Origin of the sequence: Devosia sp. SD17-2 (assembly GCF_029201565.1) — a bacterium.
Lineage (GTDB): Bacteria > Pseudomonadota > Alphaproteobacteria > Rhizobiales > Devosiaceae > Devosia.
In genome coordinates, this window is the sequence record NZ_CP104002.1 from 455654 (window position 1) to 470145 (window position 14492).

The following is a 14492-nucleotide window of genomic DNA, read 5'->3' on the forward strand; positions in this document are numbered from 1 at the left end:
ACAATGGCATTGATCGAACTCAAGCATGTGGTTGGCGGCTATGGTGGCGCGCCCATTCTCAACGGCGTCAATATCGCCATTGAGAAAAGTGACATCGGGGTCATCGTCGGCCCCAATGGCGCCGGCAAGTCGACCACACTCAAGGCCATTTTCGGGCTGCTCAAGGTCACTGGCGGCACGATCGAATTCGGCGGCGAGAACATCGCCAATTCCCTGCCCGACAGGCTGGTCCCCAAGGGGTTAAGCTTCGTGCCGCAGGAAAAGAATGTCTTCACCTCGATGACCGTCGAGGAAAATCTCGAGATGGGTGCCTTTACCCGCACCGATGATTTCACCGGCACCATAAACTGGGTCTATGACATGTTCCCGGTGCTCAAGGAAAAGCGCCGGCAGCCGGCGGGCGAGCTTTCAGGCGGCCAGCGTCAGATGGTGGCGATGGGCCGTGCGCTGATGAGCAAGCCCAGCCTGCTCATGCTTGATGAGCCCTCGGCGGGCCTGTCGCCGCGCTATGTGATCGAGATTTTCGAGACCATCGTTCGCGTCAACAAGGAGGGCGTGGGCATTCTGATGGTCGAGCAGAATGCGCGCCAGGCTCTCGCCTTTGCCTCCAAAGGCTTCGTGCTGGCCCAGGGCCAGAACCGTTTTACCGGCACCGGGCAGGAATTGATCGACGATCCTGAAGTGGCCAAGAGTTTCCTGGGGGGCTAGGCCGTGGACGAGCTTATTTTCTTTATCAACCGCGTGCTGATCTCCGGCACGGTTCTGGGGTCGATCTACGCGCTGGGCGCTATCGGCATCACCCTGATCTTCGGCATCCTGCGCTTTGCTCATTTTGCCCATGGCGACATGATGACCATGGGGGCGTTCATTGCCTTCGTGCTGGCAACCGCGCTCGCCGCCTCTGGCATTATCCTGCCGCTGCCCATGGCCTTCGTGGTTCTGCCGGTGGCGATGATCATCACGGCGCTTCTGGCGCTGGGCATCGACAAGGGCTTTTATGCTCCGCTGCGCGCCCGTGGGGCCAAGCCGGTCACCCTGCTCATTGCCTCGATCGGCGTGACGCTGATGATGCAGGGTCTGTTGCGCCTGATCTTCGGCTCGGGCACCAAGTCGATCTATGTGCCTGGCGAAACCAAGGATATTTTCCGCATCGACATGAGCTGGGCTGGCGGCAGCCGGCCGATCAACATCACCGAGCCGCAGTTGATCATGTTCGTGGTCACGGCGCTGATTGTTGTGGCACTGCATCTGTTCCTCACCCGCTCGCGCCTCGGCAAGGCGATGCGCGCCATGGCTGACAATGCCGCGCTGGCCCAGGTTTCGGGCATCAATACCGCGCTCGTCGTCCGCGTGACATGGGTGATTGCCGGCTCGCTCGCCTGCGTTGCCGGCACCATGCTGGCGCTCGACGTGGCGCTGATGCCTGACCTCGCCTTCAATATCGTGCTGCCGATCTTCGCAGCGGCGATCGTCGGCGGCCTTGGCCACGCCTATGGCGCCATCGTCGGCGGGTTCCTCATCGCCTTCGCCGAAACGCTCGCCGTGTTCAACTGGACCGCCGTGCTGCGCCCGCTCAACGCCATCCTGCCTGAGGGCATGGCGCTGCCGGCGAACCTGGCGTTGGTTCCGACCGAATATAAGCTCACAGTCGCCTTCGTCATCCTCGTGGTGACCCTTCTGGTGCGCCCGACCGGTATCTTCAAGGGAGCCTCGACATGAGTCTCGCCTCTTCGCTTTCGACCAGCCTCCAGAGCCCGCTCAAGCGCGGCATCGTGCTCTTTGTCGCCATGTTCGTGATCGTGCTGATCACCGGCATGGTGCAGGGCGGGGCATCCATCCTGCTGATCCTCACCCAGGCGACAGCCTTTGCGCTGATTGCGCTGGGGCTCAATATCCAGTGGGGCTACGGCGGGCTCTTCAACTTCGCCATCATGGGCTTTCTCATGGTGGGCGGCGCTTCGACCGTGTTCCTCTCCTATCCGGTCAATCCCGAATTCTGGAACAGTGACGGCCCGCTCATGCTGGGCAAGGTCCTGCTGGCGTTTCTCGCCGGTCTGGTGCTGGTCATGGCGGCACGCCGCAGCGATCGCATCGGGATCACTGGGAAGGGCCGGACGGCCTTGATCGTGTTGGCCTGGTTTGTTGCCTATGTCATCTATCGCAGCCAGATCGATCCGGCCGCCGCCTATATCGAATCCACGGCCGGGTTTGTCGGCGGTCTCGGGCTGCACCCGGTCCTCGGCTGGGCCTTTGGTGGTCTGGTCTCGGCTGTTATCGCCTTCTATATCGGCCGCATCAGCCTTGGTTTGCGCACGGACTATCTCGCCATCGCCACGATCGGCATGTCGGAAATTCTACGCGCCCTGATCAAGAACATGGACTGGCTGACCCGCGGGACGATGACTGTCTCGCCCATGCCCTGGCCGACGCCGCTGCCGCAGCATCTGCAGGCGATTGGTTTTTCCATTCCGGACAGTTTTATCTACGCCCGACTGGGCTTCCTGGTTCTGTCGGTCATCATCCTCATCGTGGCCTTCATCATCGTCCAGCGCGCCTATGGCGGGCCGTGGGGCCGCATGATGCGCGCCATCCGCGACAATCACATCGCTGCGGGCTCGATGGGCAAGGATGTCACCGGACGTCAGCTCGAGCTTTTTATCTTTGGCTCGATCCTGATGGGTATCGGCGGCGCCATGCTCGCCACCTTCTCGCAGATCTTCGACCCTTCCGGTTATCAGCCGATCAACCACACCTTCATGATCTGGGTGATGGTGATCGTCGGCGGCGCCGGCAATAATTGGGGCGTCGTGCTTGGCGCGTTCCTCATCTACATCGTCTGGATCATCTCCGATCCACTCGCGCAGCTGATCTTCCTCAATCTGTCGGGCCTCACCGAACAGCTCGGCTGGGGCGCCATTCCAGAGATCGACAGTCGTGCCCTGCAAATGCGCGTCTTTGTGCTCGGCGTGGTCATCACGCTCGCCCTGCGCTACGCGCCCAAGGGCCTGCTGCCCGAGACCGTCAAGCACGGCTAGGCGCTTGCGCGGCAAGATACGCTCTCATCGGCACCACCCGGGATATCCGGGTGGTGTTTTTATTTGAGGGGTTCGAGTACCGGCACGGACCCGGTTACGACGCCCGAGATCGCTGTGTTGCTCTTACCGTCGGGCTGTGACCCAAAGCCACTCAGTGGGCTCGCCGTCATACCCGCCGCCCATATGTAGGCTGAGCGTTAGCTCTGCCCAGTCGGCTGCATCACGAAAATACGCCAGAAGCGTCTCGGCATCGGGATAGTTGTAGTAACGCCCGAACCTGTCGCGCCCCTCGCCGGAACCGGCTTTGAAGCTGGCGACACAGAGGCCGCCGGATCGCAGCGCCCGATGAATCCGGGAGAGGTCGTCGGTGAGCTCATCTGCTGGTGCATGCAGGAGGCTGGCGCTGGCCCAGACGCCGTCATAGGCCTGCTCATCCTCGAGTTGATCAAACCTCATGATGCAGACCTTGCGGCCGATGAGCCGCTCGGCTTGCTCGGCCAGCTCTGGCGAGCCATCGCTAGGCTGGACATCAAAACCCCTCGAGAGCAGATAGGCCGCGTCCTTGCCGCTGCCCGTCCCCAGTTCCAGCACAGCGCCGCCCTGGGGCAGGGCGTCTGCAAAGGCGACCAGCTGTCGCGAGGGCACGCCGCTCGCATGCTGGACATAGGTCGCCGCATTGTCTGCATAGAATTTCAGCGTCTGGTCGTCGGCCATCACACCCTCCTGAAACGAAAACGGCCCGGGATCGCTTCCGGGCCGCTGTTCTGGTCTGTGGGACCTGTGCCTGACTACTCGATCAGGCCCTTGTTCACCACGGCGCCGCCTTCGACGACGAAGTAGTTGATGGCGCCGGCGACGTCGCCGACGTCATCGAACTCGACGGTGCCCGAAGCGCCTTCGTAGTTGATGTCGGTACCGGCAGCGATCAGCTCCTTGGCCTTGGACCATTCGCCCGGCAGGATGGTTTCGCCCGGAGCGTTGGATACTTCGCGCAGGGCGGCAGAGATGCCGTCGCGGTCAGCCGAGCCGGACTTCTCGATGGCCAGAGCCAGCAGGAACACGGCGTCGTAGGAGTTGGTCACATAGGTGCCATTGGCGTCCTGGCCAGCGGCAGTAGTGAGGGCGACGAGGGCGTCGAAGGCCGGGCCGGCAGCGGGAGCCGCCTGGGTCAGGATCATGCCTTCGAGATCAGCACCGTTGCGCGAAGCCAGCAGGGCTTCACCGGCCATGCCGTCGCCACCGACGAAGAGGTCGAACGAGCCGGCTTCAACAGCCTGGTTCAGGATGGCGCCGCCGCCGGCGTTTTCGTAGCCGTAAATCACCAGGGTGGTGGCGCCAGCAGCTTCGATCTGGCCGATTTCCGGACGATAGTCGGCCTTGCCGTCTTCATGGGCAACGCTGGCGAGAACAGTGCCGCCGGCAGCCTTGAAGGCCTCTTCAAAGGCGCCTGCGAGGCCCGAACCGTAGTCGTTGTTGACGAAGGTCACGCCGACTTCGGTGACACCCTGGGCGATCAGCAGCTCAGCGGCCTTGACGCCCTGGATGCTGTCCGGAACGACGTCGCGGAACACGAGGTCATTGTCGTCGAGCTCGGCGACGGCCGGGGCGGTCGAAGCGGGCGAGATCATCACGACGTTGCCAGGAATTGCCGAGCCATTGGCGCCGGCAATGGTTGCGCCCGAGCAATAGCCGCCGAAGATGGCGACGACGTTCTCGGCATTGACCAGACGGTCAGCGGCCGGGCCGGCTGCACCGCCGTCACAAGCCGAGTCTGCAAGAACGGAAGACAGGGTCAGGCCATCGAGAATGCCACCCTGGTCGTTGACATTTGCGATGGCGAGGTTGCCGGCATCGACCATGCCCGGAGCAAAGCCCGCGATCGGGCCGGTCACGTCGGCGAGAAAGCCGATCTTGACTTCCTGAGCGAGAGCAGGTGCTGCCAGGCCAAGGGTGGCGGCGGCGACAGCCAGGGTCAGGGTATTCTTGAAATTGCGCATAGACGTCCCTCTGCTTGCGTTACCTGCCGGGCGGCTTGATAGCCCGCTCTTGCGGCAGGGAACGGAATGTGGAGGCGCGACCCGCGCCTCTCTGGAGCGGACTGTTGCACATTCCGCGACTAAAAGTCACCGGGGTTCGCGCGACAATTGTACAAGCCGTTTCGGTTGCTTAACGCGAGTGGTTTGCGCATAGACTGAGCCTTGTTACTGAAGGGATCAGCATGCGGCTTGTGCAGTGGACTTTTCTCGGTGCGGTGCTTGCTCTGGCCGGTCAGCCCGCCATGGCGCAGTTCACAGTCCTCGACGACGAGCCCGCTTCGGCAGTGGGTGACCCTGGTGCGGCCCCGAGCCGGCCCTGCGGGGCCCAGCCGATTGCCATCGCCCGCATGAGCTGGCCGTCGGCGGCGCTGCTGGCGGAAATCCACGCGCGTCTGCTGGTCAGCGAATATGGCTGCGACGTGCGGGTTATCCCCGGAGACATGCCGGTGACCACTTCCTCCATGGGCTCTTCGGGCCAGCCTGCGGTCGCGCCGGAAGTGTGGGTGACGCGGATCGCCGATGTGTGGAATGGCGCCATCGAGGCGCAGATGGTGCGCAGCGCCGCGCCAACTTACGTCGAAACCAGCTTTGAAGGCTGGTTCATGCCTGCTTATGCGGTGAGTGGGGCTGTGCCAGCGGCGGCGGAACTGGCTGCAACCCTACCGGAAGGCGGTGAGCGCACGCGGTTCATCTCCTGTCCCGCCGATTGGGCCTGCGCGCTGATCAATCGGAACCTGCTCGAAGCCCACGGGCTGGAGGACAGGGTCGAGGTGATCGAGCCGGCCAATCGGTTCGAGATGGACACGCTGATCGGAGAGGCGGTCAACCGTCGCGAAGCTTTCTTCTTCTACTACTGGCAGCCCAATGCCGTGCTGGAGCAGCTCGACTTCGTGGCGCTCGACATGGGCGCCTATGATGAAGAGGCTGCCAAATGCCTCGCGCGGCAGGTCTGTGTAGACGCAAAGCCGAGCGCCTATCCCAGCGAGATGGTCGTGGTGGCGCTGAGCGATTGGGTTTTCTCCGAGGCGCCGCAGGTGGCGAGCTATTTCCAGCGCTCGAGCCTGAAGCTTGAAGAAATGAACGCGCTCCTCGCGCAGACCAGCGAGCCTGGCGCGACGATCGAGAGCGTGGCCGATGCGTTTGTGGCCTCCCGGCGCGACGTCTGGAGCGCCTGGGTGGCGGAGACACCCTGACATCTGCTTTGGCCTGGGGAAAATTCTTGCCCTTTGGTCAACCAAATCCGGCGAAATAGGCTGAAAACGACCTGTTTTGGGATGGTTTTTCCCGGATTCGCCCGGTTGAGGCGAGACTTTGGTCGCAAGTCAGACGTCGTAGTTGCAAGCGGGGCGACCGGATGGATATAACGGGCTCGTAAGTCTGTCGGACCGCGGTGGGGAGTAGCACCTTGGACTTGAAGCGTATCAATGAACACGTCAGCGTCTCCGGGCAAATCCAGCCTGAGGATGTGGCAACGCTCAAATCCCTCGGTTTTGTCGCCATCGTCAACAATCGGCCGGACGGGGAATCACCCGATCAACCGGCTGGCGCACAAATCGAAGCGGCTGCCGAGGCTGCCGGACTTGCCTATCACGCTATTCCGCTGGGACGAGAAGGGGTCAATCCCGACCTCGTCGAGCGGACGCGGGCCGTCATCGAGGGGAGCAATGGCCCGGTTTTCTGCTTCTGTCGTTCGGGAACGCGTTCCACTACGCTGTGGGCGCTGAGCCAGGCTGGAAAAGCCGAGGCTGGTGACATCATCTCGCAGGCGGCTGAAGCCGGCTACGACATGAGCCATCTGGCCGGCTATCTCGGCCGGGACTGACATATTTGATAAAGTGACGGTTGGACGCGCAGCCGTTCAGGCCGTCGATATCTGTGCTGAGCCGGACCGCTTGAGCGGTCCTTCACCCCTCCTGCTCGGAATTGCAATCGATGCCAATCAAGAAAATCCTCGTCGCCAATCGCAGCGAGATCGCCATTCGTGTCTTCCGTGCGGCAAATGAGCTCGGCCTCAAGACCGTTGCCGTCTTTGCCGAAGAAGACAAGCTGGCGCTGCACCGGTTCAAGGCCGACGAGGCCTATCTGATCGGCAAGGGCCTCGGCCCAGTTGAGGCCTATCTTCAGATCGAAGAATATATCCGCATCGCCCGCATTTCGGGTGCCGATGCGATCCACCCCGGGTATGGCCTGCTTTCCGAGAGCCCCGAATTTGTCGACGCCTGCGAGGCTGCCGGCATTACCTTTATCGGCCCACGGGCGCAGACCATGCGCGACCTCGGCAACAAGGTTGCAGCGCGCAATATGGCGCTGGCGTCCAATGTGCCGGTGGTGCCGGCGACCGACGCGCTTCCTGATGATCCCGCAGAGATCAAGCGCCTCGCCGCCGAGATCGGCTATCCGCTGATGCTCAAGGCCAGCTGGGGCGGCGGCGGTCGCGGCATGCGCCGTATCATGGACGAAAAGAGCCTGATCGCCGAAGTGTCGGAGGGCAAGCGCGAGGCCAAGGCCGCGTTCGGCAAGGACGAGATGTATCTCGAAAAGCTGATCGAGCGCGCCCGCCACGTCGAGGTGCAGCTGATCGGTGATGATCACGGCAATCTCGTCCATCTCTTCGAGCGCGACTGCTCGGTGCAGCGCCGCAACCAGAAGGTGGTCGAGCGCGCGCCTGCGCCCTATCTTTCAGACGCGGTGCGCAAGGATCTGACCGACGCTGCCGTGCGTCTGGGCAATGCCGCCAATTATCGCGGTGCCGGCACCGTTGAATTCCTCATGGATGCCGATACCGACAAGTTCTACTTCATCGAAGTAAACCCGCGCATCCAGGTCGAGCATACGGTCACCGAGGAAGTGACCGGTATCGACATCGTCAAGGCGCAGATCCATCTGCTCGATGGCGCCGTTATCGGCTCTCCGGAATCGGGTGTGCCGCTGCAGGAAGACATTCGCCTCAATGGCAATGCCATCCAGTGCCGCGTTACGACGGAAGACCCTGAACAGAACTTCATTCCGGACTATGGCCGTATTACCGCCTACCGCGGCGCGACCGGGTTCGGCGTGCGTCTCGATGGCGGTACTGCCTATGCCGGCGCGATCATCACGCGCTATTATGATCCGCTGCTCGAAAAGGTCACCTGCTGGGCGCCGAGCGCTGATGAAGCCATCGCCCGCATGCACCGCGCCCTGCGCGAGTTCCGCATTCGTGGCGTCTCGACCAATCTGGCGTTCCTCGAGAACATCATCACTCACCCAGACTTCGTGGAGAACCGCTATACGACGCGCTTCATCGACACGACGCCGGACCTGTTCAACTTCAAGCCGCGCAAGGATCGCGCGACCAAGCTCCTGAGCTATATCGCCGACGTGACCGTCAACGGCCATCCCGAGGTGCGCGATCGTCCGCGTCCGCCGGCCGATGCCGCGGCGCCGGTCGTGCCCGAGTTTGCTCCGATCTCCGCTATCGAGGGCAGCCGGCAGATCCTTGACCGCGATGGGCCCGTGGCCTTGGCCAAGTGGATGAAGGCTCAGAGCCGCGTGCTCTTTACCGACACCACAATGCGCGATGCGCATCAGAGCCTGCTGGCCACGCGCATGCGCAGCTTCGACATCACGCGCGTTGCAGAAGCCTATTCGCGTGGTCTGCCTAATCTCTTCAGCCTTGAGTGCTGGGGCGGGGCGACGTTCGACGTCTCCATGCGCTTCCTCAACGAGGATCCGTGGGAGCGCCTTGCCAAGGTGCGCGAAGGCGCGCCGAACATTCTGACCCAGATGCTGCTGCGCGGCAGCAATGGTGTCGGCTACACCAACTACCCCGACAATGTCGTAAAATTCTTCGTCCGCCAGGCGGGCAAGGGTGGCGTCGACATCTTCCGCATTTTCGACTGCCTCAACTGGGTCGAGAACATGCGCGTTTCGATCGACGCGGTGGCGGAAGAGGGCAAGGTCGCTGAAGGCGCCATCTGCTACACCGGCGATCTCTTTGATCCCGACCGCTCCAAGTACGACCTCAAATATTACGTGGGTCTCGCCAAGGAGCTCGAAGCGGCCGGTGTGCATGTCCTCGGCATCAAGGATATGGCGGGCCTCCTGAAGCCTGCCGCTGCCAGGAAGCTGATCGAGACGCTGAATCAGGAAATCAGCCTGCCGATCCACCTCCACACCCACGACACCTCTGGCGCGTCGGCAGCAACTGTGCTGGCGGCGGTGGAAGCCGGTGTCGACGCTGTCGACGCGGCGATGGACGCGTTGTCCTCGACCACCTCGCAGCCGACGCTGGGCTCGCTGGTCGCGGCGCTCTCGGGCGGGGATCGCGATCCCCAGCTGGACGCCAAGGCCATCCGCCAGCTGTCGTTCTATTGGGAAGCCGTGCGCACCCAGTATCGCGCCTTCGAGAGCGACCTCAAGGGCGGCGCTTCAGAAGTCTATCTGCACGAAATGCCGGGTGGCCAGTTCACCAATCTCAAGGAGCAGGCGCGTTCGCTTGGTCTTGAGACGCGCTGGCACGAGGTTGCCCAGACCTATGCCGACGTCAACCAGATGTTCGGAGACATCGTGAAGGTCACGCCATCCTCCAAGGTGGTGGGCGACATGGCGCTGGCCATGGTATCGGCCGGCATCAACCGTGCCGATGTCGAAAATCCGGCCAAGGACATCGCGTTCCCGGACAGCGTCGTCGGCTTCTTTGCCGGTGATCTTGGCCAGCCTCCGGGCGGCTTCCCCGAGGCGCTGCAGAAAAAGGTTCTCAAGGGCAAGACGGCGCTGACCGAGCGCCCCGGCTCCTATTTGAAGGATGTCGACCTCGAAGCCGAGCGCAAGAAGATCGCCGACGAAGTTGGCCAGCCGGTCGATGACTACCGCCTTGCGTCATACCTCATGTACCCCAAGGTCTATTCTGACTTCGAAAAGACCCAGGACCGCTATGGTCCAACAGAGGTGCTGCCGACGCCGGTCTATTTCTACGGCCTCAACGAAGGCGACGAACTGCTCGTCGACATCGAAAAGGGCAAGACGCTGGTCGTCACCTATCAGGGTCGCGCGCCGACCAATGAAAAGGGCGAGGTTCGCGTCTTCTTCGATCTCAACGGCCAGCCGCGTACCATCACCGTGCCGGATCGTCTCAAGGCCGGCGAAGTCAAGGTTCGTGCCAAGGCCGTGGCCGGCGACCCCAAGCAGGTCGGGGCCCCGATGCCGGGCGTCATCTCGACCCTCGCCGTCAAGGAAGGCCAGAAGGTCACCGCCGGCGACGTGCTCTGCTCGATCGAAGCCATGAAGATGGAAACCGCCATTCACGCAGAAGTCGATGGCGTGGTGGCTGAGCTGCTGATCAAGCCCGGCGACCAGATCGACGCCAAAGATCTTCTGGTCCGGCTGGACTAAGCGGTTTCTCAAGTTTCAATGGCCGGGCGCTCCCTTCGGAGCGCCCGGTTTTTTGTGGGCGCGGAGCGGTGAGGGGGGCGCGGAGGTGCGAATTTCCGCACATCACTTCCAGAAAATCGCGATCGCTCCACTAATCCCCGAAATCTTGCAATTTTTGCGTAGATACCATCTTGAATGGCTGTCTGATTGCGCCTTTTATAGTTCGCAGAGTTTTGATTTGCCCGATTGCTGGTCGACGGATCCCCGCCTCCCCATCGGGCCCCACACTTTTTGACGTCTGGATACTCCCTTGATCACCCTCAAGGCTGGCCGCGACCGTTCGCGCGGCGATGCAAATGCCCACTTGGCCGCCATTCATGCCGGCAAGGGGCAAACTCCCATTTTACGCATTACCCTCTTTTCTCTTCGACATTATTGGCAGGTGGCCCTTGCGCTGGGCGGGGCAGTTGTCGCCTCGGTCCTGCAATTGCTGATCCCGCGCCTTTTGGGGCAGGCGGTCGATCAGGCGCAGAATATCTTGAGCACCGCCGCGGAAGGGGCCGAACAGGCCCTTCTCTGGACCGCGATGACGCTGCTGGGCGTTTCGGTGGCGCGTGGTTTTTTCACCCTGATCCAGAACTATTTTTCGGAATCGGTGGGTCACCATGTCGGCTATGAGCTGCGCCTCGGCTTTTACGACAAGGTGCAAAAGCTCTCCTATTCCTATCACGACCGGGTTCACTCCGGCGATCTGATCACGCTCGGCCTGCTCGATCTCGATGGCGTGCGCATGTTCTTCTCGACCGGACTTGTGCGTGTGGTTCTGCTCACCGTGCTGATTGGGGTGGGCGCCTATATGCTGTTCACCACCGATGCGCTGCTGGCGGTGCTGGCGCTGAGCTTTGTGCCCTTCGTGGCCTGGCGGTCCTCGGCGGCTCAGCTTGCGCTGCGCGCCACCTGGTATGTGCTGCAGGAAAAGCTCTCGATCCTGACCCGCGTCATGGACGAGAACCTCAGTGGCATCCGCGTGGTGCGCGCTTTTGCCGGACAGAAATTCGAACTCGCCAAGTTCGACCGTGCCTCCAAGGCCGCGCTGGAACTGGCGCATCGCCGGGTCATCGTGCGTGTGAGCAACACCTCGATGATGACCTTCTCCTTCTTCGCTGCCATGGGGCTGGTGCTGTGGGTGGGAGGCAACAAGGTGATCGATGGTGAGATGACCATCGGCACGCTGGCGAGCTTTCTGACCTTTATGACCATCCTGCAGATGCCGGTGCGTCAGCTCGGCATGATGGTCAACGGGTTCGCCCGCGCCTCGACCTGCGGCGAACGCTTCTATGCCTTCATCGACGAACCCATCGAGATCGAAGACCGCCCGGGGGCAAAGCCGCTCGAGCTGAGCAAGGGCGTGCTGCGCTTTGAGGATGTGCGCTTCACCTATCCTGGCGCCAATCACCCGACGCTCGATGGTGTCAGCTTCGAAGCCAAGGCCGGGGAAACCATCGGCATTGTCGGGGCGCCGGGCAGCGGCAAGTCGACGCTCGCCCATCTCATCCCGCGCTTCTACGACATCAGCGACGGTCGCATCACAATCGATGGGCAGGATATCCGCGATGTCACGGTGCAGTCGCTGCGCCGCAAGGTCGGCGTGGTGCAGCAGGACAGTTTTCTCTTCACCACTACGATCGAGAACAACATCGCCTATGGCAATCCATGGGCCAAGGAAACCAAGATCGAGAAGGCCGCGGAAAGCGCCCAGCTGCACAATTACATCATCGGCCTGCCCGCCGAATACGACACGGTCGTGGGCGAGCGTGGGGTGTCGCTCTCGGGCGGCCAGCGTCAGCGCCTCGCAATTGCGCGCGCCCTCGTTACCCGTCCGGCGGTGTTGGTGTTTGACGATTCCACGGCGGCGATCGACGCAGGCACCGAGCATCGCATCCGCAGCGCGATCAAGCGTTTTGCCAGCGACCGCGTCACCATCATCATCGCGCATCGCCTGAGCTCGCTCATGCATGCGGATCGCATCCTGTTCCTCGACAGCGGCAAGATCGCTGAAGAGGGCAGCCACGAAGAATTGCTGGCGCTGGGAGGTCGCTACAAGGCGCTTTACGACTTGCAGACCAGACCGACTGAAGACCTTGAGAGTGAAGGGGCGGCACAATGAGCGCTATCGAAGAAGACGAGCGCGAGACCGCTATTCCGGGCCAGCGTCCGCCACGGGCGAGCGTAGGCAGCCATCGCATCGAGGAAGAAGTCTTCGGCAAGGCGTATGATCCGCAGACGGTGCGGCGCATCTGGGCCTATGTTCATCCCTATCGGATGAAGATCTATCTGTCGGTGGCGGCGGTTCTGGTGTTTACCGCCACGCAGCTGGCCATTCCGCTGATCATCGGCTGGGCTATCGACGGCGGCATGGTTGCGGGTGGCAATACCACCAATCTGATCTGGGCAGTCGTGGCCTTTGCCGTCGCTGTCCTGCTCAACTTCGGGGCGTCCTATGTGCAGGAAACCCAGGTCGGTCACGTGGCCGAAAACGTGCTGTTCGACATGCGCCGGGCGATGTTCGCGCAATTGCAGCGGGTGTCGCTGAGCTTCATGGACAAGACCGAGGTTGGCCGGTTGATGAGCCGCCTTCAGGGCGACGTCAACTCCATGCAGGAGTTCCTCGAAACCTCGGTCATTTCGGTGGGCGACCTTGTGCTGCTGGGCGGCATTATCGTCGTTATCCTGACGCTCGACCCCTGGCTGGGCCTTCTCACCCTCATCACCATGCCGGTATTGTTCATCGTGCGCATCTTCTGGCTGCCGCCGGCAAAGCGCGCATTCTGGGCGGCGCACGAGACCAATTCGCTGACCAATGGCGCAATGGCCGAAGGCATCAATGGCGTGCGGACGGTGCAGAACCTTGAGCGCCAGAAGGTCAATTTTGACCTTTATGACGACAAGGCCTATCACAATCTGCGGACCCAGCTGACCGGCTCGAAGTTCGCTCAGGTCATGGTGCCGATCGTCGACAGCCTCACAGGCATCTCCATGGCCACCGTGGTGCTGGTGGGCGGCTCGCTGGTGCTCAATGGCTCGCTGCAGGTGGGCGTCATCGTGACGTTCCTCTTCTACATCCAGCGCTTCTTCGATCCGATCCGCTCGCTGACCATGCAATATTCGATCATGCAGCGCGCCATGACTTCGGGTCGCCGCATCACCGAAGTGCTCGACCTGCCGGTGACCATCGACGACAAGCCCAACGCCCTCACGCTGACCGGAGATATGGATGGCTCGGTGGCCTTCCATGACGTGGTGTTCGGATATGATCCGAACCGGCCGGTGCTTAAGAACGTGTCGTTCCGCGTCAATCCGGGCGAGACGGTGGCTCTTGTCGGTCCCACAGGTTCGGGCAAGACCAGTGCCATGGCGCTGGTGCACCGCTTCTATGAAGTGCAGAGCGGTGCCGTGCTGGTGGGCGGGCATGATGTGCGTAACGTCACCCAGGAAAGCCTTGGCGAGCAGGTAGCAATGGTGCTGCAGGAGCCGTTCCTGTTCACCGGCTCTGTGCTCGACAATATCCGCTACAACAAGGCCTCGGCCACCCGCGAGGACATTGTTGCGGCTGCCAAGGCGGTTGGTGCGCACGAGTTCATCGAGAAGCTGCCAAATGGTTATGACAGCGTGCTCGAGCAGCGCGGGTCGAACCTGTCACTTGGGCAGCGGCAATTGCTCAGCTTTGCCCGCGCGCTGGTGGCGGACGCGAAAATTCTCGTGCTCGACGAAGCCACGGCCAATATCGACAGCTATACCGAGCGGCAGATCCAGAAAGCGCTGGAAATCCTGCTCAAGGGCCGCACCGGCATGGTCATTGCCCACAGGCTGGCGACCATTCGCGGGGCCGATCGGATCATCGTTCTGCAGAACGGCGAGAAGATCGAAGAGGGTAACCACGACCAGCTGATGGAACTGGGCGGGCTCTACTCACGCCTGTACAACATGAACTACGCAAGCTTTGACGATATTCCCGATGATCTGGTGGCGCAGGCCAATGCCAAGGCCGCGAGCACCTGAGGGCAGGCCA

Annotated in this window: 10 protein-coding genes; 8 read left to right on the forward strand and 2 right to left on the reverse strand. The window is 62.0% G+C overall.

Translation table 11 applies throughout. From position 1 onward, the window contains the following. Positions 1–3 precede the first annotated feature (3 nt). From NYQ88_RS02265 to NYQ88_RS02275, 3 genes are read left to right on the forward strand one after another with little or no spacing between them, the layout of a single operon-like run. On the forward strand, positions 4–708 hold the full coding sequence (locus NYQ88_RS02265; RefSeq protein WP_275653372.1) for an ABC transporter ATP-binding protein: 705 nt from the start codon (positions 4–6) through the stop codon (positions 706–708). Positions 709–711: 3 nt separating this feature from the next. Next, positions 712–1719 (forward strand): branched-chain amino acid ABC transporter permease, encoded by a 1008-nt coding sequence (locus tag NYQ88_RS02270; protein ID WP_275653373.1) that lies wholly within the window; start codon positions 712–714, stop codon positions 1717–1719. Continuing rightward, entirely contained in the window at positions 1716–3035 is a 1320-nt protein-coding gene (locus NYQ88_RS02275; RefSeq protein ID WP_275653374.1) for a branched-chain amino acid ABC transporter permease, read from the forward strand. The genes NYQ88_RS02270 and NYQ88_RS02275 overlap by 4 nt, the downstream gene beginning before the upstream one ends. A 123-nt stretch (positions 3036–3158) precedes the next feature. Here the strand turns inward: NYQ88_RS02275 and NYQ88_RS02280 are convergent, their stop codons facing one another. Beyond that, entirely contained in the window at positions 3159–3749 is a 591-nt protein-coding gene (locus tag NYQ88_RS02280; RefSeq protein WP_275653375.1) for a class I SAM-dependent methyltransferase, read from the reverse strand. 74 nt (positions 3750–3823) lie between these two features. Then, complete coding sequence (locus NYQ88_RS02285; protein WP_275653376.1) at positions 3824–5032, reverse strand: ABC transporter substrate-binding protein; 1209 nt, start codon at positions 5030–5032, stop codon at positions 3824–3826. A gap of 221 nt (positions 5033–5253) precedes the next feature. On the opposite strand from NYQ88_RS02285, the gene NYQ88_RS02290 reads away from it, so the two are divergent. The 5 genes from NYQ88_RS02290 (at position 5254) to NYQ88_RS02310 (ending at position 14482) form a co-directional block, all read left to right on the forward strand. Further along, on the forward strand, positions 5254–6264 hold the full coding sequence (locus NYQ88_RS02290; protein ID WP_275653377.1) for a glycine betaine ABC transporter substrate-binding protein: 1011 nt from the start codon (positions 5254–5256) through the stop codon (positions 6262–6264). Positions 6265–6476: 212 nt separating this feature from the next. Next, on the forward strand, positions 6477–6893 hold the full coding sequence (locus NYQ88_RS02295) for a TIGR01244 family sulfur transferase (protein ID WP_275653378.1): 417 nt from the start codon (positions 6477–6479) through the stop codon (positions 6891–6893). Positions 6894–7003: 110 nt separating this feature from the next. Further along, a complete protein-coding gene (gene pyc, locus NYQ88_RS02300; RefSeq protein WP_275653379.1) occupies positions 7004–10444 on the forward strand; it encodes a pyruvate carboxylase in 3441 nt (1146 codons plus the stop codon). Between the two features lie 289 nt (positions 10445–10733). Continuing rightward, complete coding sequence (locus NYQ88_RS02305) at positions 10734–12590, forward strand: ABC transporter ATP-binding protein (protein ID WP_275653380.1); 1857 nt, start codon at positions 10734–10736, stop codon at positions 12588–12590. Further along, the gene (locus NYQ88_RS02310; RefSeq protein ID WP_275653381.1) at positions 12587–14482 is read left to right on the forward strand and encodes an ABC transporter ATP-binding protein; all 1896 of its coding nucleotides are present in this window, start codon (positions 12587–12589) and stop codon (positions 14480–14482) included. The genes NYQ88_RS02305 and NYQ88_RS02310 overlap by 4 nt, the downstream gene beginning before the upstream one ends. Positions 14483–14492 lie beyond the last annotated feature (10 nt).